Annotated in this window: 8 protein-coding genes and 1 pseudogene; 4 read left to right on the top strand and 5 right to left on the bottom strand. The window is 70.6% G+C overall.

Annotated features, from left to right (window positions below; all coding sequences use genetic code 11):
- Nucleotides 1-2: 2 nt before the first annotated feature.
- From AW270_RS35905 to AW270_RS35895, 3 genes are read right to left on the bottom strand one after another with little or no spacing between them, the layout of a single operon-like run.
- Nucleotides 3-1,136 carry a hypothetical protein gene (locus tag AW270_RS35905; RefSeq protein ID WP_061300610.1) on the bottom strand — a complete coding sequence of 378 codons (1,134 nt, stop codon included), beginning with the start codon at nt 1,134-1,136 and terminating at the stop codon, nt 3-5.
- Nucleotides 1,133-2,905: a hypothetical protein gene (locus tag AW270_RS35900; protein ID WP_157523145.1), complete on the bottom strand. Its 1,773-nt coding sequence runs from the start codon at nt 2,903-2,905 to the stop codon at nt 1,133-1,135. The genes AW270_RS35905 and AW270_RS35900 overlap by 4 nt, the downstream gene beginning before the upstream one ends.
- Nucleotides 2,905-15,681 carry a Tc toxin subunit A-related protein gene (locus AW270_RS35895; RefSeq protein ID WP_061300608.1) on the bottom strand — a complete coding sequence of 4,259 codons (12,777 nt, stop codon included), beginning with the start codon at nt 15,679-15,681 and terminating at the stop codon, nt 2,905-2,907. Before AW270_RS35895 ends, AW270_RS35900 begins: the two co-directional genes overlap by 1 nt.
- Nucleotides 15,682-15,834: 153 nt before the next feature.
- Here AW270_RS35895 and AW270_RS35890 point away from each other — a divergent pair, with 153 nt between their 5' ends.
- Together AW270_RS35890 and AW270_RS35885 are read left to right on the top strand one after the other, a co-directional pair.
- Nucleotides 15,835-18,519, top strand: coding sequence for an aminotransferase (locus tag AW270_RS35890; RefSeq protein WP_061300607.1), 2,685 nt, complete (start codon nt 15,835-15,837; stop codon nt 18,517-18,519).
- A 28-nt stretch (nt 18,520-18,547) separates the two neighbouring features.
- Nucleotides 18,548-19,936: an MFS transporter gene (locus tag AW270_RS35885; protein ID WP_061300606.1), complete on the top strand. Its 1,389-nt coding sequence runs from the start codon at nt 18,548-18,550 to the stop codon at nt 19,934-19,936.
- Here the strand turns inward: AW270_RS35885 and AW270_RS35880 are convergent.
- Entirely contained in the window at nt 19,909-20,478 is a 570-nt protein-coding gene (locus AW270_RS35880) for a dihydrofolate reductase family protein (protein ID WP_061300605.1), read from the bottom strand. The two genes, AW270_RS35885 and AW270_RS35880, sit on opposite strands and share 28 nt — an antisense overlap.
- A 14-nt stretch (nt 20,479-20,492) precedes the next feature.
- Entirely contained in the window at nt 20,493-21,479 is a 987-nt protein-coding gene (locus AW270_RS35875; RefSeq protein WP_061300604.1) for an aldo/keto reductase, read from the bottom strand.
- Nucleotides 21,480-21,683: 204 nt separating this feature from the next.
- On the opposite strand from AW270_RS35875, the gene AW270_RS35870 reads away from it, so the two are divergent.
- Nucleotides 21,684-22,052, top strand: coding sequence for a hypothetical protein (locus tag AW270_RS35870; RefSeq protein ID WP_061300603.1), 369 nt, complete (start codon nt 21,684-21,686; stop codon nt 22,050-22,052).
- Nucleotides 22,053-22,181: 129 nt separating this feature from the next.
- A pseudogene (locus tag AW270_RS41970) lies at nt 22,182-23,634 on the top strand (hypothetical protein); the annotation flags it as partial.

The raw sequence follows: 23,634 nt of genomic DNA, 5'->3' as shown, positions 1-23,634 counted from the left end.
GGTCAGGGCAGGCCGATGAATTCGGTGCGGCCCAGGAAGTAGGCGGCCTTCAGCCGGTCGGGGCCGGCCTGGCGGTAGAGCTCTACGGCGGCGGCGCCCGAGGTGCCGTAGCCGATCTCGTCGGCCTCGGGCAGCAGGTCGGCGGTGAGCACCTCGACGACGCCCTCGCGGAGGATCTGCGGGTCGGGCGTCCGGTCCGCCCGGTCCAGGTAGGCGGGGTGGGCGAGGCGGTGCAGGAACTCGTGCAGCATCGTCCGCCGGAGCCAGGGACGCCATTCGGCCTCTCCGGCCCACCGCACGGTCGGGACGTAGATCGCTCCGCGCTGCGCGTCGTGGTGGGCCGGGCTGACCTCGATCAGCTCGGCGCACAGGTCGGCGAGGTCGGGATAGCCGTCCAGCCAGCCGAGCAGCACGTCGTCGAGGACCGCGCGGTGGACGGCGTGGTCGTAGCCGTCCAGGAGCGAGCCGGCCGACGGGTCGCGGCCGACGACGTGGACCTGCTGCCGCAGGTGGTCGAGCACGTCGCGGTCCCCGGTCGGGCGGGCCTCCGAGGGCAGGACGTTGTCGGCGAAGGAGTAGCCGTCGTGGAAGGGCCCGTCGGCGCGGGCGACCGCCCACATGGACGGGTCGGCGCGGATCAGCGCCTCGACCTCCCCGGCGGTCCGCCTGATCCAGGCGGGGTCCTCGTCGTCGTCCCCCGCCAGGGCGTCCCGGTCCGCCACCAGCCGTTCGACCAGCACCGGCAGGAGGTCGGCGGTCAGCCGGGCGGGGTCGAACCGGCCGTCCGAGGTGAACAGGCCGGTGGGCGACGGCCTGGTCAGCGACGCCACCAGAGCGCTTTCGAGCCAGCCCGACATGGCGAGCACCTCGTGTTCGGCGCCGGTCCGGGCCTTGGCCTTGTCGACCAGGAGAGACGCCGCGCGGGGTCCGTCGAAGTCGGGACCGGCCGCGTCGGCGTTGCGGGCGAGCAGGTCGAGGCCGTCGATGATCCAACGCCGCGCGTCCTCGTCCTGGCCGGCCACGTCGAGCCAGCGCGACGGGAAGTCCCAGTCGGGGCCGCGCAGCTGGGCCTCCAGGGAGCGGAAGACCTGCTCGGGGTCGGCGGAGCCGTCGCGTTTGGTCTTGGCGAGGGTCATTTCTCGTCCTTCAGGCCGATGAGCTTGGTCGCGCCGAGGAAGTAGGCGGCCATCACGTTGTCCATGCCGACCAGGGCCGTGATGGTCACCGCCTTCTCGCCCGCGTTGCCGTAGCCGACGTCGTAGTAGGAGGCCTTGGGCGGCGCGAAGGGCTCGTCGCCGAGGATGACGAGCTGCGTCTTCTTGTCGGCCTGGACGTCCTTCACCAGTTGCGTGAAGAAGTGGACCGTCAGCATGTCGGTCAGGCCCTCGACCAGGATCTGGCCGTGGCCGATGGTCTTGGAGATCTCGATCAGGTCCTGGTGGGTGAGGGCGTGCAGGAACTCGTGGATGAGGGTGCGGGCCTGCCGCCAGCGGAAGTTCACCCGGTTGGTGATCTTCTTGTTGTGGTACCAGGGCTGGATCATCACCTTGCCCTGGCCCCGCGAGTGGCAGGCCGTCAGCTTGCTGACCGACTTGAGCATCTTCACGAAGTTCGGCTTGGTCAGCAGCTCCTCGTAGAGGTCGGCCAGCGCCTCGCGGTCCTCGCGCCGCTTCGGGTCGTAGTTGGTCACCGCGAACGCCGACCCGTAGTCCTTGCTCCAGCCGATCAGGTCGCCGCGGTTCTTCAGCCAGCCGAGCAGTTCGTTGCGGTCTCCGGGCTTGCTCTCGGTGCTCTCCAGCATCTCGCCGTAGATCCAGCCCTTGTGGTACGGGCTGTCGACCGCCGCCAGCGGGAACAGCCCGAACCTCTCCTTCAGCCAGCCCTGGAGGTAGTTGGCCACCACGGCGATGTCGGCGATGGCGTTGACCTCCGTGAAGACCCCGCCGGTCTGCCGCCACACGGACAGCTCCGACTGGACCACCTGGATGATCTTCAACCCGAGGTCGTTGCGCAGCTTGGGCTTGTCCAGCGGCGGGATGATCCGCACCACGCCGGTCTCGGTCTTCTCGGGGTTGTAGAGCGACAGCAGTTTGAGCCGGACCCGCCCGTCGGGCTCCACCAGGCCCGACAGCAGCTTGGTCTGGAGGAAGCCGCCGACCTGGAGGATCTGCATCTCGAACCCGTGGGACGGCGCGGTGATCGACATCCGGGCCTGCTGCTTGGCCATCCCGATCAGCCGCTGCACGGCCTGCCCGGGATGGACGCCGATCGCCATCAGCGCCTCGGTGTTGTCGGAGATCAGGCAGAGCGCCCGCATGAACCACGCCGTCATCTTGGGGTCGGCGTAGCCGTACTTCTTCATGAACGCCAGGCCGATCGGCCGGTCCGACCCGGTGATGCGGGAGATCCGGTCGGAGATGAAGTCGGCCTCCTCGCCCTCCTTCAGCCGCAGGAGCGGCGTGTAGTCGACGTGCAGGGCCAGGCCGAGCTCCTTGACCGGCAGCTCGAAGGCCACGTCGGTCTCGGCCGCGAGGAGCTGCTCCATCTCCCGGATCAGGTCCTCGACCCCCGACGGGATGACCTCCTCGACCTGCTCGTCCTGCTCGACGTCCTCTTCCTCCTTGGAGGACGACGACCCCTCGCCCGGAGCCCGGCGCACGCCCAGCAGGACGCCGCGCGCGTTGTGGGACGAGGAGGTGACGCGCGTCCACTTCGTCGTGGACGAGTTCGAGGAGTTCGACGAGTTCGACGTGTTCGCCGGCCGGGGCTTCGGCTTGTCCAGGTTGAAAATCTTGAACAGGCTCAGGCCCGGCGAGGGCGTGGTGTGGGTGGCCGTCGTGGTGGTCGTGGTGGTGGTCGTGGACTGCTTCTTCTTCTTTTTCTTGTTCGGCTTGGACTTGAACATCACACCGCCCGGTACGTCAGGATCAGCCCGACGTTGGTCAGGGCCTCGCGGTCGCCGTCGGCGGTGAACGTCTGCTCCTCGGCCCGCAGGCCGGGGATGTGCAGCATGGTCCCGTCGTTGACGACCTGGCCGCCGCGCAGCAGCCGGGCCGAACCCCAGTCGGCCAGCTCGTAGCGGGCGTACAGGCCGGTGAGCTGGACGCCGACGATGTCGGGGAACAGGTCGGGCGTCAGCGGCAGCACCAGGTCGCCGCCGTTCGCGAAGGCCTCCCACTCGGCCGCGAACTCCCCGGCGACGTCGATGTAGCGGGCCGCGGCGTACGGCTTGCGCATGCCCCTGACCGCGTTGGCGAAGACGTCGCCGCCCTGCTCGGCGGTGTACTTGACCAGCAGCGTCACGTCGTACAGGTCCCACGGGCGGTGGCCGGTGACCTCCATCTTCCACGTCGAGACCGCGCCGGTGCCCTCGAAGGGGAGGTAGCGCTCGTCGTCGAAGCGGAGCTCGAACAGGCCGTTGTTGTCGCGGTGCTCCTCGGTGTCCGACAGGGCGATCTGCTGGGTCGGCCGCCAGTCGGAGCGGATCGAGGGGGGCATGTCGCCCTTGGCGTCGAGCAGGTAGCGCACGGCCTTCGGGTCGGGGGTGAGCACCGTCTTGTGCCCGGTCTGGGTGAGCACGGCGTTCACCTCCAGCGGTCCTTCGGGACCGTCGAAGACGACCGAGACCGTCCTGATGCGGCGCTTGTAGTGGCCGGGGAAGTCCCGGTCGAACAGCGCCTCGGTGAGGGCGAACTCGCAGCGGCCGTCGTTCTTCAGGTTGAGCACGGCCAGCGGGTCGATCTGGAGCAGCGAGATCCGCTTGGTGATCTCGAAGCTCCGGCCGTCGCCCGAGACGTAGGCGTGCCCGAGGCGTTCGAGGTCGACGCCGAGGGCCTCGCCCGAGAGCAGCCCCGAGCGGCGGCTCTCCCAGTAGACCGGCTGGATGAACGACTCGGTGACGCCCTGCTCGTACTGGTAGGCGCGCTCGGCCGCCTTGGCGATGTCGTGGGCGAGGCCGTAGCTGGCGAAGTACATCTGGGCCAGGCGGCCGGCCTTCCACTGGTAGAGCTCGGCGTTGGTGAACTTGCCGGTGAGGAAGGTGGCCACCGCCTCCAGGTCGGCGATCTCCTGGTCGATGATCTCCAGCTCACGCTGGGCCTGGGTGAGCTGCGCCCTGGCCGAGGCGACCTGGTGGCCCAGTTCGCGGTGGTCGGCCTTGGCCAGCATGACCTGGTACTTCCACTCGTCCACCGTGCGTTCGTGTTCGACGCGGGTCCCGTACAGCTCGCCCAGGACGCTGAGGCCCTCGCCGAGCGCCTCGGCGATCTCCGCGCCGGTCTCCATGACCTTGCCGGCCTGCTCGCCGCCGATCATCGTGCCGAAGATGAACGGTCCGGCCAGCACCTGCGGCAGGGCGAAGGCGATGGCCGCGCCCACCTTGAGGCCCGCGCCGGTGAGGTGCGAGGCGGCGGCGGCCGTCATGATGTCGAGCTGCGCCTGCTGGAGCGAGGTCAGCCCGTCGGCGATCTGCTTCTCGTAGTACTTCTGCCGCGCCTCGGCCGCCTCGCGGGAGGCCTCCATCTGGGCGAGGTACTCGGTGGCCACCTCGACCTGGGCCTCGCGCACGGCCCGGGTCATCTGGCGGATGCCGGTCTCCTGCCGGGTCTGCAGGATCGACAGCTCCTCGGCGTCGCGGCGTTCGAGCACGCCGAGCAGTTCGCCGCCGAAGGCGCGCAGCCGGTCGACGAGGTCCTGCGCCTTGCGGTGCAGGAACCCGAACCGGTAGTGCGGCACCGGCGCGGCGAGCCCCGCGCCGACCTGGTCGGGGGTGAGCCCGGCGGCGACCCCTCTGACCAGCGCCATCACGTCGGCGGGCGGCTCGAACAGGGGCAGCGGGCGGCTGACGCCGAGGATGTCGAGCGAGGCCCTGATCTTGCGCAGCCGGTCTTCCACCCGGTCCCAGTACTCGCCGAGCACCTGGTTGCCCGGGATGTGGAAGTAGCCGTTGCCGATGCTCCGGTGGATGGCCCCCATGCCGTCGAGCAGGCTGCCCCCGGCCGTGACGCGCTCGGCGTAGGGGTCGTCCACCTCGGCCGGGTCGAGTTCCAGGTACGTCTTCACGAGGGGCAGGTGCCGGCGGCCGACGCCCTGCGGCCGGTCGCCGAGGATGTCGTAGGCGAGGATGTAGAGCATCCGCGCCTCGTCGACCGACTCCATCGTGTACTGCCGGAACAGCAGGTCACCCCAGTCGAGCAGGTTGTCGACGTAGGCCATGACGACCGTCCGCCGGTAGGCCGTGGGCCGCAGCCCGGCGATGGCGTGGGGGTCGAACGGGTCGTCGCGGTAGGCCTTGAGCAGCGCGCCCCGGTCGCCCATGAGGTCGTACTGGCGGCGCAGGCGGGCGATCATGCCGGCCTTCTCGCGGAGCCGCTCGTGTTCGGCGAACGGCTGCACCCGGGCGGCCAGGCCGTCGAGCAGGGCCAGGTCGTCGCTGTCGCAGGCGCGCGCGTGGTCGAACAGCGGGGCGAGCCGCTCCAAGTCGGCCAGCAGCGGGGCCATGTCGAGCCCGACCTGGGCCGGCAGGTTGCGCAGGTCGATCCGGCAGCCCTCGACGAGCGCCCGCAGGTCGATCGCGAGGAACGGCAGGAACCGCCAGTAGCGCTCCGGCTCGGTGGGGTCGAAGACGTACTCGTACCAGCGCTTGGCGTCGTCGAAGCGCTGGGCCGCGTTGAGCGCCTGGGCGATCAGCATCGGCGCGTGGAAGAAGATCTCCCAGTAGTAGCGGCCGTTGGCGCTCTGGAAGTCGATGTGGCTGCTCACCGGCACGCCTTCGACCTGGTCCTTCACCTGGATGGTGGTGGTCCCGGAGTCCTTGGTGCTGAACGCGGGCAGCTCGTCGATCTCCTGGGTCTCCGGCGCGAGCAGCGCGGGCACCCCGCCGACCAGCAGCCGCCGGTTCAGCTCGAAGGCGGTGCTGGAGGTGAGCCGGACGATCTCGTGCTTCAGCGACGCCCACTCGATGGGCCGCTGGAGCACGCCCAGCTTCGAGTTGCTCTGGAAGTCCGGGCCGAGGAAGAAGATCAGCTCGTTGTCGGCGTCCATCGCGCCGTAGGAGATGGTGGTGAAGGCGGGCGGCAGCGAACGCCAGTTGCCCTCGATCGGGATGAAGTCCTTGATCGTGGTGAGGGCCGCGGTCGCCGGGATCACCGTGTAGGAGTCCCCGGCGAAGACGTAGCGCTGGGCGCCGCGCCGGAAGGTGGCGTCGATCTTCCGGGGCAGCGTCTGCGGATAGCCGGCGTCGGCGACGGCCGGGATGTCGTTGCCGGTCATCGTGTAGCGGAACAGGTCGAGGCCGCTGACCAGGTAGAGGTGGTCGCCGTCGACGTAGGCGACGTCGACCGATCCGCCGAGGTTGAGCCCGGTGGACACCCGCCCGAGCGGCCGCGTCGGCCGGGAGGTTGTCTCGGTCCCGACCGTGTACGTGTCGTCGCCGAAGTAGTAGGGCGTGCCACCCATGTCGGCCGCCGAACGGATCTTGCGGTCGGCGGGGAGGCTGTCGGGGTTGTCCTTGAGCGGCCGGGGCCCGTCGGCCAGAGTCGTGACCCCGGTGTACCGGGAGTAGGTGTCGCCGAAGATCAGGAACAGTGACCCGTCCTTCGTCAGCGCGGCCTGCACCCGGGACTTCGTGCCCCACTTCTTGGACACCGACGACGACGTGCTCAGCGCGCCCGTGTTCACGTCGCGGGTGACCAGGTTGTCGCCGTTGATGAAGTACTCGGTGGCGCCGATCGTGAACGCCACGTCGACCGACGTCCAGTTGGGGAGCTGGTCGGGGTTGTTCCTGATGGCCTTCGGATAGCCGAGGTCCATCCGGTTCAGGCCGGTGAAGCGGTAGTACTCCGCGCCGGTGAAGATGAAGTAGTGGCCGTCGCGGACCAGGACGGCGTCGACCCGGCCGGTCTTGGCCAGCTCCGAGTCGGCCACGTTGCCCCACTTGTCGGCGATCTTCTCCGTGGTGGTCCGCACCGGGCCGGTCGGCTTGATGACGACGAAGTCGGCGTCGTTGAAGTAGTAGCGCGAGTCGCCGCGCTGGAACCCGGCGTCGATCTTGGTCCAGAGCGCGGCGCCGGTCCGGTCGCCGCCCTGGCCGGGCAGCCGGTGGGTGTTGTCCTTCAGCGGCAGGACCGGCGCGTCCTCGCCGGGGTCGGCGATGATCGGGCGGACCAGGAAGCTGCCGCCCTTGTGGTCGACGCTGAACCACGGCCCGTCGGTCGACTCGGCCGGCATGTTGAACCTGACCACGCCGCCGACCGCCTCGGCGAACACCTTGCCGGGGTTGATCGGGCGGGGCTGGACGGCGGGCGCGGGGATCGGGAGGGCGTACAGCTCGGGGGTGAGGGCGTGGGCGGTGGTGAACGACTCGCCCGCCGCCCGGTATCGGCACGAGACCACGATCGAGTCGTGGGTGCCGCCACCCGGCACCGTCGCCGAGGCCTGCACCGACAGCTCGTCGACGACGACCACGCCGTCGTGCAGCGCGCCCGGCGGGAGGGTCTGCGGGGCGACCCACTCGCGGTTGAGGTTCTGGAAGGAGTAGAAGACCCTGACCCGCTTCTTGGGCGGCGGGGCCGAGACGTCCTGCTTGTCGCCCACGGTCTTGGTGGTGATCACGGTCTTGCCGGTGTCCTCCGGGGCGACCGACTCGACGACCGTCCAGAAGACGAAGACCCGGCCGAAGGCGTGGACGGGGTGCACGAGCTCCGCGTCGATCTGCACGTCGACGTGGGTCCACGGCTCCCAGCTCGCCGACAGGCGCTCGCCGTCCCGGAACTCCGCCTCCCGGAAGTACCACCGGCGGGGTTCGGTGCGGGTGCGGCCGAACAGCACGAGCTGGCGGGTGCCCTCCTCGTCGCCGTCGGCCCTGTAGACGTAGGCCCCGGCGATGGCCAGGCGGCTGACCTCGGTGTACTCGTCGAGGTAGCGCTTGTAGGCGCGCTGCACCGACTCGGCGGTGATCTCGCCCTGGAGGAGGTCGTCCTCCAGTTCCTTGAACGCGGGGGTCTTGGTGTCGCGCAGCTCGGGGCGGATGTAGTTCTCCGGGTAGAGGAAGACCTTCCGGTTGGCCTCCCAGATCCGGTAGTTCTTCAGCCACGCCCACCAGGTGCGCAGCCTCGGCTTGACGTCCTCGTCCGCGTCGAGCTCCTCCAGGTCGAGCAGGTAGCGGTGCAGGTAGAGCTGGGTGGCCGCGATGGCCTCCCGGACCCGGGAGGTGACGCCGTCCCGGCCCATCTCAACGTCGATCAGGGCGTGCTCGTAGATCTCGGCGGCGTCGGCCAGCTCGGGGTGCAGGTTGAGCACGGCCGGGACCAGCGCGTTGCGCTTGAGCACGTTGAGGTCGTTGTGCGCGACCGGCGCGACGGCCTCGGGCAGCAGCGCCTCCAGCGTGTCGGCGGTCGCGCCGTGGAGCTTCGACGGCCCGGCGCCCGTCTTCGCCGCGACGGCGAAGAGGCGGACCAGCTTGAGCAGGAACTCGATCTCGAACCGCTCGTCCTCGACCGGGAACTCGGTGATGAGGCCCGCGTTGCGCTTGGCCCAGCGCAGTTCCTCGACGTCCCAGGGGAAGATCTCGGCCAGTTTCTCGTACGGCTCGGCCGCGCCCTTGGCCAGCAGCTCGGCCAGCCCGCTGTGGCGGCGGGTCAGGTCGGCGAACTCGGTGATCGTGAAGACGTCGGAGAGGCGGTAGTCGGCGGCGTCCGACCAGCGGTGCTTGAAGTACTGCGGGAAGGTGCGGTCGACCACGTCGAGACGGCCGGAGTAGCGCACGTACCGGTCGTCCTTGACCAGGTAGGTGGCCTCGCCCAGGGTGAACGCGCCGGTGATCGCCTCCTCGAACGCCCGGGGCAGGTCGCCGAAGTCGTCCTTGATCGTCCTCGGGAAGCCCTCGTCCACGTTCTTCAGGTCGGCGGTCGAGTATCGGGCGTACTGGCCGCCCCGGAAGGCGTAGAGCTCGTTCCCGGCCGAGACGAACGCGGCGTCGAGGGCCCGGCCGTCGGCGAAGTCGTTGCGGATGCGGCCGAACCGCGCGCTCACGTCGCCCGCCGCGCCGTCCTCGGTGAACCGGGTGCCCTTGAAGAAGTAGACCTTGCCGTCGCGCAGGAACGCCGCGTCCACGCCGTCCTCGAACTCGGGCGGCAGGTCGCCCCAGTCGTCCTCGATCGTGCGCGGGTAGCCCTCGTCGACGTGGGAGTAGTCGGCGCCGGTGTAGCGGACGTACTGGTCGCCCGAGAACAGGAAGGTGTGCTCGCCGCGGACCAGCGCCGCGTCGACCTTGTGCCGGTCGGCGACGGTGTTGCGGACCCGGCCGATCAGGTCGATCGGGTGGCTCGCGGTCAGCGCCGACGAGACGGCGAACACGGTGTCGCCGACGACCAGGTGGGCGGTCCGCCCGTTGGCCACCGCCGCCGTGACCGGGCCGTCGAGCACGGCGTCCTCGAACGCCTCGGGCAGCCCGGCGAACGCGGCCTCCCGGCGCAGCTCGACGGAGACCGGCTTCGGGTAGCCGGGGTCGGTGTAGCGGTATCCGGGGCCGGTGTAGCGGACGTACCGCGAGCCGCCGAACAGGTACGTGTGCCCGCCGAAGACCACCGCGGCGTCCACCCGGTCGCCGAACGGGTTCTCCGAGCGGCCCCACCGCGAGCGGATCTCGGCCGGCGCCGCGAAGGCGCGGTCGGCGTAGCGGGTAAAGGTCTCGGTGAAGAAGAAGTACGTCGCCCCGTCGGCCCCGGTGAACGCCGACCGCAGCCGGTCTCCGGTCGCCACCGAGAAGCCGCGCCAGACGCGCTCGATCGGGCGGGGGTGGGACCACAGCCCGGTCGGCTCGCTGAACTGAACGCACCGCTCGCCGCTGAGCAGCACCATCGTGTCGCCCTCGAACAGCACCGCGTCGGGCATCGGGAACCCGTCGGGCGCCTTCCAGAACGTCTCGTCGGTCAGCGACGGGTAGCCGGGGTCGGGGGTGGTGTACGCGCCCTCGTCGCCGGTGTAGACGAGGTGCCGCATCATGCCGGACGCGTCGGGCTTCTCGAAGACGTACGTCTTGCCGTCGCGGTAGTAGGCGAGGGCCACGCCGGTCAGCCCGCCCCAGTGGTCGGCGACGGGCTTCGGCTCGCCGTCGATCACGTCGAAGGTGTCGCCGTAGACGACGAACTGGTCACCGGAGAAGAGATAGGTGCGGCCGTCGCGGCCGACGAAGGCGGCGTCGACCGCGTTGTCCTGGTAGATCGTGTTGCGTGGACGGCCCCACTCCTCGTCGAGCGGGTAGTCCTTGCCGATGGCGGTGTTGAGGCACATCGGGCCCTTGAACAGGTAGACGTTCCCGTCGACGCCGGTCAGCACGGCGTCCAGACCCGAGCGGTAGTCGGCCGGGACGGTCCGCAGCGCGAGCGGCCGGACCTCCTCACTGCGGTCGGGCCCGTCGAGGGCGTGCTGCCGCCGCCAGCCGGCCGAGGTCTGCACCATGACCGAGCCGTGGTCGACGTAGGCCGCGGTGATCCCCGGCACGGTGGAGGTGCGGGTGAGGGAGTCGGACACGGCGTGCCACTCGCCGCCCCGGAACAGGTAGACGGTCCGGGCGTCGGCGAACGCGGCGTCGACCCCGTCGAGCGGGACGTCCAGGGCCTTCAGCCGCGGTTCCCTGCTGAGGGACGACAGCGCCTTCGGGTAGCCGAACTCGATGTGCGTGTAGTCGTGGTCGCGGTAGCGGACGTACTGCGAGCCCGAGAAGAGATAGGTGTACGTGTGCGCCGACTCGACCCCGTCGACCTTTTCGGTCACGTCGGTGACCAGGGTCGCGTCGACCCGGCCGGTGCGCTGGATCGTGTTGACGACGTTGCCCCAGAAGTTGGCCGTCGTGGCCGGATAGCGGTCGTCGACCTCGGTGTAGTCGGCGGTGGAGTAGCGCACGTACTCGGTGTCGAAGAAGACGTAGGTCTTGCCGTCCTTGCCGACGAACGCGGCGTCCACCTGCTCGAACGGGATGCTGTCCCAGCGGTCGGTGAGCGGCCTGGGCTCCGACCACCAGCGGTGGCGGTTGTCGAAGACGGTGAAGCGGCCGCCGCTGAACAGGCAGGTCTGGTTGTCGCGGCCGGTGAAGACGGCGTCGATCGAGGTGATCGACTCGGGCAGGTTCAGCCAGTTCTCCGCCAGCGGCTTCGGGTAGCCCTCGTCGGGCCTGGTGTAGTCGCGGGTGGAGTAGCGGACGTAGAAGGGGGTGTCGTCGCCGGACACCTTGATCCGGTCGCCCGACCGGCGGATCGTCAGCCGGACGTTCCCCTCGGCGACCACCTCCCATTGCGGGGACGCCCCGGTCACGGCGGTGTTCGCGCCGACGGTGACGCCGTGCTCCTGGAGGCGGCGGCGCAGCGCGGGCGAGCAGCGGCCGTCGGCGAGCTCGGCCTCGTAGTCGGCGGGCAGGTCGAGGATGAGCCCGACCGGGCCGAACAGGTGGGCCGAGCCGTCCATGACGAACGCGGCGTCGACCCGGTCGAGGCCGCCCCAGTCGCCGGCGATGGCACGCGGGTAGCCGAGGTCGACGACCGAGTAGTCGGCCGAGGAGTAGCGGATGTACCGGTCGCCGCTGAACAGGTAGGTCTTGCCGTCGAGGCCGACGAACGCGGCGTCGACCCGGCCGCCGGGCAGCGCCTCGTTCGGCACGCCCCAGACGTCGGCGGTCCGTTTCGTCGTGCCGCCGGGCAGCGCGACGGTCTTGCCGTCCTTGAACAGGTGAACGGTGTCCCGCACGGAGAAGGCGGCCTCCACCGACGCCTCGAACTCGACCGGCACGCCCGGCCACCAGGCCTCGATGCGCTGCGGGTAACCCTCGGCGACCCGGACCCCGTCGTTCTCGGGGTTGTCGGTGTAGCGGATCACCTGGTTGGCGGCGAAGAGCAGGTAGCCCTGCTCGTCGGTGTAGGCGGCGTCGATCCGGGCCGCTCCCTCGAAGGCGTTGCGGACCCGGCCCCACCTCTCGATGATCGGCTGCTCGGTGAGGCCGTCGAAGGCGCGGTCACCGGAGAAGACGTGGGTGCGGCCGTCGTGGCCGTGGAAGACGGCGTCGACGGCGTCCCTGAACCGCTCGGGGAGCGGGGTCTCGCCCTGCCACCACTCGGCGATCGACCTCGGGAAGCCCTCGTCGGCCACGTCGAAGGAGCCGGAGTAGCGCAGGTACTGGTCGCCGGTGAACAGGTGGGCGCGGCCCTCGACGTCGACATAGGCGCCGTCGATCTTCTTGGGGGCGGTGAAGTTGTTCCGCACCGAACCCCAGAGCTGAGCCTTGGGGGCCCAGCGGGTCTCGCCCTTCGCCCGGGTGAACGCGTGGGACCGGCCGTCGCCGCCCCGCCCGACCAGCCAGTCGGCGCCGTCGCGGGTGAAGGCGGCGTCGACCGAGGTCAGCCCGGCGAACCGGGGCGACAGCTCGGTGAGCGCCTTCGGCCGCTGGTCGGCCAGCACGTGACCGTCGGCCGAGTAGGTCCAGTAGGAGGCGCCCTGGAACACGTGGATCAGGCCGTCGTGGCCGGTCAGCACGGCGTCGAACCGGTCGACGCCGTGCGGCAGGGCCAGCGGCTCGGGGAACTTCCCGGCGAGGTCCTGGTCGCGGAAGGCGACGGTGACCTCGTCGACGTCGAGCCCGAGCTTGCCCGCCAGCCGCGCGAAGCGGCGCAGCCGCCGGTAGACCCGCCGGAAGTCCGGACCTGCGGATCCACTGGCGGGCCCCTTGACTGCCGGAGCGACCAGCACGTCGAGCGCGCCGGGGGCGACCGCCGCGCCGATGGCCTCGACGACCGTCGAGGAGACCCCGAAGACGTCCTGGAGCACGTTGAGCAGCGTGCGGTGCTGGCGCGCGGCGAGGTCGCCGAGGGTGGCGGCGATCTCGACGATCGCGGCGAGCTGCTCCTTCGCGGTCGCGTGGAGCACGAAGAAGATGTCCTTGGCGTAGTCCTCGATGCCGGGCAGGGTGAAGTCGAGCGCGCTGGTGACCTGGCGGAAGTAGCCGAGCCGCTCCTCGGGGATCGCCAGCGACGGGGTGAGGTGGCCGCCCTCGATCAGCATCTCGACCAGCCGGGGGCGCTCGTCGTCGTCGAAGCCGAGCTCGGTGAAGGCGTTCAGATCGATCCGGTACGGCGCCTGCGCCCGCACCAGCGCCGCGACCCGCTCGAAGACGAGCTCCCCGTCCCCGGCGGTGAAGCCCTCACCCAGGTCGATGGTGCCTTCGGCGTCGTCGAGCTCGTGCCGCAGCTCTTCGAGGATCCGGCCCTGCCTGGTGATCGGCCCCTCCAGCCGCTGGACCACGCGGGTGGCCATGGCGTCGTCGGCCAGGGCGGCGAAGTCGTCGGGCCGGATCAGGTGCATCTCGGCCTTGGCGGCGGCGAGCTGCGCCTTCATGGCGTCGAGGATGACCCGGCGGAGCGGATAGAACTCCAGGGCGACAGCGAAGTCGGCGACGTCCAGCACGGCGAGCGCCGCCTTGTCGGTGAACCGGCCGCCCGCGTCGACGAACCCGTTGAAGCGCAGGCTCTGGGTGAGCGCGTCGAGCTGCTCGGCGGTCAGCTTGAGCTCGCCGAACGCGGCCGGGTCGAGCTCGATCCTCGCGGCGCGGAAGGCCTCCACCCGGCCCTTCAGATGGGCGAGCACCGCCGGCGCGACGTCGTCGAGCGGCGCGTTCACCCGGAACTCGGTCACGTTGACCGGCTCGGCGAAGAAGTCGGGGTCGGTGACGTCGCCCTCGTCGCTGAGGTAGCCGTTGTGGACCAGGTTGTCGTAGAGCTCGGCCCGCTCGGCCTCGGTCCGCTCGGGCAGCGCCGCCGCCAGGTCCGACGGGTAGAAGGTGCCCGGCAGCCCGGCGATCACGGCGAACAGCCCGTCGCGGTCGGCGGCGAAGTCGCCCGCGAGGGTCAGCGTCGCGGGCAGGTCCTCGGTGACGAGCAGCCCGTCGGGCCGGACGACGCCCCTGATCACCAGGTTGGCGAAGATCTTGGAGGTCAGCCGGTCGGCCAGGCCGAGCCCCTCGAAGTCGGCCTTGGCCAGCACGCCGAGGTCGTCGACCGCGTCGTAGGCGGCGCGGGCGACGGTCGCCGGGTCGAGCCGGAGCAGGCGCGGGTCGTGCGGGGAGACCACGCCGTCGGGATAGCCCGCCAGGATCTCGTGGATCACCTGCGCGGCCCGCTCGTCGAACCGGTCGGAGCCGAGGGTCTCCGGGGTGAACGCGACGCCCTCGAACTGCTCGGCGATCGTCGCGATGACGTCGGCCTGCTCCTCCTCGGACTCCGGCGTGGCCGGTTCGCCGAGGATCCCCGTCAGGTCCTCACCCGCGAACCCCCACGTCCGCATCCACCTGACCACCTCGACCACGGTCTGGGCCAGCCAGAGCGAGGAGACCGGGTCGTCGTCGCGTTCGATCATCCGGTAGACGTCGGCCGACGTCGGCGCGAGCACCGGCAGCACCGGGAAGGTCGAGTGGCGCTCGATCGCCGGGTCGTTCTCCAGCGCGGTCAGCACCGCGAACAGCTCGGCGACCGACAGCCCGAGGTGCCCGGTCAGCCGCGCGACCCGATGGAGGACGACGACCGACGCCCGGCTGATCTCCCGGTCGAACGGGCTCTCCTCCAGCGGCCCGGCGTAGAGGGCGCGGAACCGGGTGACGGTCTCGACCAGCTCCGACTCGGCCAGGTCCATGGAACGTGCCAACTCGCGGCGGAACGGGCGGTTCTGCGGCGCGAGGATGTCCCCGGCCGGGCGCGGCAGTTCGTCGTCGACCGCCGCGGGGAGCGTGCGCGTGGTCAACGTCTCGATCAGGTCGAACGGCACGTCGTGGGTGCGGTTCAGGTGGGCGGCGGCGGCCACCGCGCGCAGCGTCGCCGGTTCGAGCGTCGAGGTGAACGCGCCGACCACGCGGTCGAGATCGGTGAACGACAGGCCGGTCTTCTTCGCCAGCCGGATGAACCGGTGAGCCCGGTCGAGCCAGACGCCGGGCGGCGCGCTGCCGTCGCGTAACTGGAGGGTGCGACCGTCGGGGCCGACCTCGACCACGGCGCCCTGGTGGACGAAAGTGCCCGAAAGGGAACGTTCCACACCGGGAGGGCCGTAGAGGAGCTCGGTCAGCTCCTCGCCGGTGAGCGAGGTGGCGGCGAGGAAGCGCTCGACGTCGTACAGCACCGAGGTGGGCTCGCCGTCCAGGCCGTAGGCGGCGGCCAGCCCCTCCTCGTCGGTGCGCGAGGTGGTGATGACGGCCACGTCCTCCTCGGTCAGCCCGAGGTGGTCGCGGGCGACCCGGTCGCGGTCGACCTTGACGGCGAACAGCCGGTAGAACTCGACCGGGTCGACGCCCAGGTGGCGCAGGTAGGTGCCGAAACGGGCCGCGTCGAGCGAGAACGGCAGCGCGAGCGGGTGCTTGAGGTCCTCTTTCAGCTTCCGGTAGGGGTCCTCGCCCACCAGCGCTTCGAGGACCTCGTTGACGATGTCGAGGTAGGGCACCGTCGTGGTGGAGTTCTCCTCGTCGAGCTTGATCGCGCCGATGTCGGAGCGGCGGTCGAGCAGCGAGACGTCGTGGAAGGTCTCCTGCAGGAACGTGAGCAGATCGGTCAGGTAGGCGGCGGGCGAGTAGACGGAGCGTGCCTCGTCTCCCGTCCGTAGATCGAGTTCTCCGAAGAGTCGTTCATAGCTCGGGATCGAAGCATCGCTGCGCACGCGGAAGTCCCCTCCATCTACGGCCCCCGAATCGGCCGCCTCATGCTCGCCGATCCCGCAAAGAAGAGCTATCTACCTAAACGGTGACAACTTAGATCACACGCGTTTCTTCGCCGATGAAAGACTGAGCGACATGACCGGAAATATCGGCCTATGAACGTCGTCCGCCCCGACGTCACCCTCGACCAGGCCCGAGAAGTCGCCGCCTCGCTGTTCGGCGTATCGGGCGAGGTCAGCGAGGTCGGCAGCAACCAGGACCGCAATTACGTCGTCGACGGCCGCTACCTGCTCAAGGTCGCCAACGCGGGCTACACCGACGCCGAACTCGACGCCCAGGACGCCGCGCTCGTCCATCTCCACGGCCGGATCCGGGTGCCGGAGCCCCAGCCCGCCGTCGGCGGCGGCTACGTGGCCCGGTTCGGCGACGGGCTGCGGGCGCGGCTGCTGACGTTCGTGCCGGGGACGCCGCTGATCGAGTCGGCCTACCTCGCGCCCGTGGTCGTCGGACGGCTCGGCGACCTGGCCGGGCGGGTCGTCGCGAACCTGGCCGACCTCGACCACCCCGGGCTCGACCGGGTGTCACAGTGGGACCTGCGCCGGGCCAGGACCGAGATCGACCAGATGATCGGCTCGCTGTCGACCGGCCGCGACCTGGTCAGACGCGCCGCCGACCAGGCCTGCGACCGGCTCGACGCCCTGGCGGCGAACCTGCGGACGCAGGCCATCCACGGCGACCTGACCGACGACAACGTGGTCTGCTCCACCGGGCCGGACGGGCGGCCGGTGCCCGAGGGCGTCATCGACTTCGGGGACCTCGGCCACGGCTGGGTCGTCGGCGAGCTCGCGGTGACCTGCGCCTCGCTGCTGCACCACGCGCCCGACCGGCCGCTGGCGATCCTCCCGGCGGTGCGGGCCTTCCAGCGGGTCGTGCCGCTGACCGGCGACGAACTCGCCGCGCTGTGGCCGGCGATCGTGGCGCGCACGGCGGTGCTGGTGGTCAGCGGCGTCCACCAGGCGGTGCTCGAACCCGACAACGACTACGCGACCGAGCGGCAGGACGCCGAGTTCCGCGCCTTCGAGACCGCGATGAGCCTGCCGTTCGAGGTGGCCGAGGCGGCCTTCCGCGAGACTCCCCCGGCCCGGTTCACGGGCAGGCCGATCGTTCCGGTCATGCCGGTGCGGGACCTCTCGGTGACGAGTGAGCTGCCGGGCGGGGTGTGGGAGACGTACCGGCCGGAGGAAGGGGTCGCCCACCGGGCCGGCGAACCGCGCCTGACCCTGACCCGGACCCACTCCTTCGACGCGCCCGCGACGGTGCCGCTCGGGGTGGAGTCGCGTCCGCCGCTGGGCAGCGGGGTCGACGCGCCCTTCGACGGCGAGGTCCGCGACGGCGTGATCGAAGGGCCCGAGTTCGATCTGCGGCTGTCCGGCGTGGAGCTGTGGGAGGGCACGATCCGCACCGGCGACCGGATCGGCACCGTGACCGGCCCGGTCTACGCGACCCTCTGCTCGGTCCGCGACCTCGAACCCCCGGCCTTCGTCACCCCCGAGGAGCACCGCGCCTGGCAGGCGATCTGCCCTGACCCGGGCCCCCTCTTCGGGATCCGGCCCGCTCCGGAACCGGCGCCCTTCTCCCGCAGGGCGCTGGCCGAGGTCCAGGAGCACTACTACGCCGACCCGCCGCAGATCGAGCGCGGCTGGCGGCAGCACCTCACCGACACGGGCGCCCGCACCTACCTCGACATGGTGAACAACGTCGCGGCGATCGGCCACGCCCACCCGCGCCTCACCGAGGCAGTGTCCCGGCAGCTCGCCCTGCTCAACACCAACTCGCGGTTCAACTACCGCGCCATCGCCGAGTTCTCCCAGCGCCTCGCCGACCTCGCGCCCGACCCGCTCGACACGGTGTTCCTGGTCAACAGCGGTTCCGAGGCGGTCGACCTGGCGCTGCGCCTGGTCCAAGTCGCCACCGGCCGCGAGGAGATGCTCTGCGTCGCCGAGGCCTACCACGGCTGGACGGCGGCCTCCGACGCCGTCAGCACCTCCACCGCCGACAACCCGAACGCGCCGGCCACCCGCCCGGCCTGGGTCCGCCCGGTCCCGGCCCCGCACCGGGACCCCGACGCGCTGGCCAAGGCCCTGGAGATGGTCGGCGAACCGGCGGGCTTCATCGCCGAGGCCTTCTACGGCAACGCGGGCGGGATCCCGCTGCCCGACGGCTACCTGCCGGCGATCTACTCCGAGGTACGCCGGAAGGGCGGCCTGTGCGTCGCCGACGAGGTCCAGGTCGGCTACGGCCGTCTCGGCCGCCACTTCTGGGGCTTCGAGCAGCAGGGCGTCGTCCCCGACGTGATCACGATCGCCAAGGCCATGGGCAACGGCCACCCGCTGGGGGCGGTCATCACCACGCGGGAGATCGCCGAGGCCTACCGGAAGGTCGGCTACTTCTTCTCCAGCGCCGGCGGCAGCCCGGTGAGCTGCGTCACCGGCCTGACCGTGCTCGACGTCATCGAGCAGGAGCGCCTCCAGGCGAACGCCGAGAACGTCGGCGACCGGCTGCGCGACCTCATGGAGACGCTGGCCGAGAAGCACCCGATCATCGGCGCCGTCCACGGCCTCGGGCTCTACATGGGCGTCGAGCTGAACCGCCCCGACGGCGGCCCGGCCACCGAGGAGACGCGGGCGATCTGCGACCGGATGCTGGAGCTCGGCGTGATCGTGCAGCCGACCGGCGACGACCTCAACATCCTGAAGATCAAGCCGCCGATGGTGCTGACCGAGGAGAGCGCCGCCTTCTTCGCCGCCGCGCTGGCGCGCACCCTGTCGGAGGGTTGGTGAATCCCCTGGTGGGGGCACTGCTCCGGGTATGAGTCCCCGTCGCTGGCGGGCCCTGGCCGTCTGCCTGGTCCCCGCGTTCATGACGCTGCTCGACGTCTCCATCGTGAACGTCGCGCTGCCCGACATCCAGGCGGGGATCGGCGCCTCCGACAGCGGCCTCCAGTGGGTGGTCTCCGGTTACGCCCTCACCTTCGGCCTGGCCCTCATCCCCGGCGGGCGGCTGGGCGACGCGCGCAGCCGCCGGGCGGTGTTCATGTGGGGCATCGTGCTGTTCACCGCCGCGAGCGCGGCCTGCGGCGCGGCCCAGAGCGAGTGGTGGCTCATCGTCGCCCGCCTGGTCCAGGGCGTCGCGGGGGCGCTGATGATGCCGCAGGTCACCGGCTTCATCCAGGAGATGTTCCAGGGCGGGGAGCGGGGCCGGGCCTTCGGCTACCTGGGCGCGGTGATCGGCCTGTCGACGGCGGTCGGGCCGCTGCTGGGCGGCATCCTGATCCAGATCTTCGGCCACGAGGACGGCTGGCGCTGGGTCTTCTACGTCAACCTGCCGATCGGCCTGGCGTCGCTGCCGTTCGCGATGCGGATGCTGCCCGCCGGGAACCGGGCCCGCACCCTGAGGCCGGGGGTCGACCCCGTCGGGCTCCTGCTGCTGGCGCTGTCGCTGATGCTGATCCTGCTGCCGTTCCTCCAGGCGCAGGTGTGGCCGGGCCCGGAGAAGTGGCTGCTCGTCCCGGCCGGGCTGGCCGTGGTGGCCGCGTTCGTCGGGTGGGAGCTGCGGGCGGTCCGGCGGATCGAGCCGCTGGTGCACATGGACCTGTTCCGGTCGCGGCCGTTCACCCTCGGCGGCCTGATCGGCGTGCTCTACTTCGCCGGGTTCACCGCGATCTTCTTCGTGTACACGCTGTTCCTGCAGAACGGCCTGAACTACACGGCGCTGGAGGCGGGGCTCGCCTCGGTCCCGTTCGCGATCGGCTCGGGCATCGCCTCGGGGTTCGGCGGGCGGCTGGTCGGCCGGTGGGGCCGGGCCATGGTCGCGTGGGGGCTGTTCATCGTGGCCGTCGGCTTCCTCGCCACGATGCTGGCCGTGCACCAGGTGCCCGGCCGCCACGCGGGATGGGCGGCGGCCGGGCCGCTGCTGCTGTCGGGGATCGGCAGCGGCCTGGTCATCTCGCCCAACCAGACCCTCACCCTCAGCAGGGTGCCGGTCCAGCGGGCGGGGAGCGCGGGGGGCGTGCTCCAGACGTGGCAGCGGATCGGGTCGGCGGCCGGGATCGCGACCGTCGGCGCGATCTACTTCGCCCACCTGGACACCTCGCGGAACTGGGCGGAGAGCTTCCAGGTGGCGATGCTGACCTCGGCCGCCTTCGTGGTGGCCGCGCTGGCCGTGGCCCTCTACGACCTGTTCGGGCCGGGCCGGTAGACCAGCTCGACCACGCCGTCGTTGAAGGGGTGGGTCTCGATCAGCCGCAGGTCCATCGTGAGGTCCTGCGGGAACAGGGGGGTGCCGCCGCCGAGGACGACCGGGTTGAGGTAGAGGCGGTATTCGTCGATCAGGCCGTGGCGCATGAACTGGCCCATCAGGTTCGCCCCGCCGAGCGCGAGGTCGGCTCCGGGAGCGGCCTTCAGGTCCCTGACCCAACCAGGGTCGAGCTCGCGCACGATCTCGGTGTCGTCGGCGACCTTCTCCAGGGTGCGGGAGAAGACGTACTTCTTCTTGGAGCGATAGATCTCGGCGAACTCGACGATCTCCGGAGAGGCCGCCGGGTCCTGGTCGGCGGTCGGCCAGTAGTCCTGCATCAGCTCGTGGGTGACCCGCCCGTCGATGAAGGCTCTCACCGGGGCGAGCAGATGGTTGAAGTGCCGGTGCAGCTCGGCGTCCACCCGGTGCCAGGAGATGTCCCGGTCAGGCCCCTCCATGTAGCCGTCGAGCGACACCGACGACGTTATAAAGATCTTTCCCATGCTCCCCAGGCTAGCTAGTGGGTCGCGTCGAGCCGGGCCCTCTGGTCGGCGGTCAGCTCCAAGTCCACGGCCCCCAGGTTCTCCTCCAGCTGGGCCACCGAGGAGGCCCCGGCCAGCGGGATGATCGGCAGGTCGTGCCCGATCTGCCAGGCCAGCACGACCTGGTTGACGGTCGCCCCGGTCTCGGCGGCGATCTCCCGGACCCTGGCGAGCCGCGCGTCCACGCCCGGGTGGCGGTAGTCGGGCGGGAACTCCTTGTCGGCCCGCGTGTAGCGGCCCGACAACAGCGGCGAGTAGGCCACCAGCGTGAGGTCCTTCTCCTCTCTCATGTACGTCGCCAGATCGGCCCCCACCGCCCCGAGGTTGCCGTCGGGGAACAGGGGGCCGGGCAGGTCGAACCGGGGGCGCAGGTAACTGTGGTGGTACTGGAGGACCTCGTAGCCCGGCAGGCCCAGCCGTCTCGCCGTCGCACGGGCCCGCTCGACCCGCCAGGCGGCGTGGTTGCTGACCCCGAGCATGCCGACCAGGCCCTCGGCGACGAGGGCGGCGAAGCCCTCGACGGTCTCCTCGACCGGGGTGTCGTGGTCCTCGATGTGCGCGTACATGAGGTCGATCCGGTCGAGGCCCATGCGTTCCATGCTGCGCTCGGCCGACTCGCGGATGACCTTCGCCGACAGCCCCTCGGCGTCGTCGATGTAGGTCCCGCCGGGCGAACGCGGGCGGCCGCCGACCTTGGTGGCGATCACGATCTCCGGGCCGATGCCCCGTGACCTGCGCCAGCGGCCGAGCAGTTCCTCGCTCTGGCCGCCCTGGCCGCCGTCGACCCAGGCGGCGTAGTTGCCCGAGGTGTCGATGAAGGTGCCGCCCGCCTCCACGAACCGGTCGAGGATCGCGAGGCTGGTCGCCTCGTCGGTCACCGAGCCGAACAGCATCGCCCCCAGCGACAGCACGCTCACCTCGCGCCGGGTCTGCGGGGTGGCTCCGATCGTGCGGTGTCTCATGTGTTCCTCCCGTCGTCGCGGCTGAGTCTGCGTGCTGGAGCGCGCTCCAGGTCAAGCCCTCTGAGGGCATGCACTACCTCACGACAAATCCGGAAATATCAGGACGGACCATTCCGGGAACTCCAACGTATTCGTCATGGGAAGACAACCTTCCGCCTATTCACGGCATCCTGTGGCGTGTTCCCTCGTCATTCCGGAGTACTGATGCACCGCCTCGCTGTCGCAATTTCCGTCATATTAGTCATGTCGGGCCTGGGGATGTATATCCTGTTTTGGGCCGATAGTCGTACGCCATGCGAAGCAGCCGTCGAAGTCGTCGCCCAAATTCAGGAGATTGATCCGAAAAGTCCGAATCTCGCCGCGCCACTCAAAATCATCGACGGCCTGGTCGCCGGTCGGCTCGACGGCGTCTCGGGGCGCGCGAACCCCGTGCTCACCGCTGATCTGACGCGTCTGCGCTCCGCGCTGAGGGGGGTCACGACCGACGATCTGGACGATCCGTCCAGCGAGATCAGGGAGACGATGACCAACGTCCTCTCTTGTCGGAACGTCGGCGCTTTTCCTGGGCAATAGGAACTCGTTTACGTTCGTTAGCTATGTCCAGCTTTTCGCTTTTTGGTACGCGGGGCACCCTACTCAACATTACGGAATCAATTCAGAGGCCGTAATTCGGATGCACGTATCAAAAGAGCATGGGCTGACATGACTTTTCAGGATAAAGGGCGCGAGTTCGGACGTCGCGCCGTCCGCGGCGCCAAGGCGCTGGCCGTCGCCGTAGCGGCGAGCAGCATGGTCCTCGCCGGTGGCACCGCCGCCTCCGCGGCGACCGCGACCGGCTCCGCTTCGAGCATGCTGAGCGACAGCGTCGGCTGGGTCGACTGGAAGTTCAAGGAGAAGCGCCCGCTGAAGCGGGTCAAGATCATCAAGCGGTACCGCCACCACCACCACCGCCACCACCGGGTCCACCACCGTCACCACCGTCAGCACTTCGTCCACCGCTTCCACCACCACTGTGACCACCACCACGGTCACCACGACGGCTGGGACGGCGGCTGGGGCGGCGACGACGGCGGCTGGGACGACGAGGGCGGCTGGGGCAGCACCGGTGGTTACGCCGGCGCCAGCGACTGGGGCCACGGCCACCACCACGACGGCGGCCGCTGCCACCACCACCACCACCGCCACGAGCGCTTCCACCACCACCGCAACATCCACAAGTTCGAAGAGAAGTTCGAGCACAAGAAGCACCACCACAAGCACGACGACGAGGACAAGAAGCACCACGGCCACCACGGCCACCACGGCCACCACGGCCACCACGACCGTGGCGGCATGGAGGAGCGCGGCTGGGACGACAACAACGACCGCGGCTGGGACAACAACGACCGCGGCTGGGACAACAACGACGCCGGCTGGGACGACAACGGCTGGGACAACAACGACCAGCAGCCGCAGTTCCCGCAGCAGCCGCAGCAGCCGCAGTTCCCGCAGAACCCGCAGGGCCCCCAGGGTCCTCAGGGCCCGCAGGTTCCCGGCACGACCCAGCAGGGGGCCCAAAACCCTAACGTGCCCGTCCGCTCAGCGGCCCCGATGCGGGTACAGAGCGTGGCGGGGATCCAGACTGTGGCTTCGGTCGAGCACGACGACCCTCGCTACCACTGGAAGAAGAAGATCTACATCCGTGGTCCGCGTGGCCCGATGGGCCCCCGCGGCCCGATCGGCCCTCGTGGTCCGTTCGGACCTTCGGGACCCATGGGTCCCCAGGGTCCTCAGGGACCGGCCGGTGGCCCGGCTGGGACGCAGGGACCGCAGGGACCTCAGGGCCCCTCGGGCCCGGCTGGACCCCAGGGCCCCGCGGGTACTAACGGCACCCAGGGCCCGGCGGGCCCCGACGGCCCGGCTGGACCGCAGGGTCCGGTCGGTCCCCAGGGCCCGATCGGTAACACCGGTCTGACCGGCCCGGCTGGTCCGGTCGGCCCGGCGGGTGCGCCCGGCGCGACCGGCCCGGCCGGCCCGGCGGGTCCGGAGGGTGGCCTCGGCCCGGTTGGACCGCAGGGTCCGGCGGGTGCGCCCGGCACGCCCGGCACGCCCGGCCCGGCGGGTCCCGCCGGCGTCCAGGGTCCGGTCGGCCCCGCGGGTCCGGGTGGCCCCGCAG

Source organism: Herbidospora cretacea, from assembly GCF_001570605.1.
GTDB classification, from domain to species: Bacteria; Actinomycetota; Actinomycetes; order Streptosporangiales; family Streptosporangiaceae; genus Herbidospora; species Herbidospora cretacea.
Note: the sequence above shows the minus strand (reverse complement) of the source record. Positions and strands in the feature narration are given on the sequence as shown.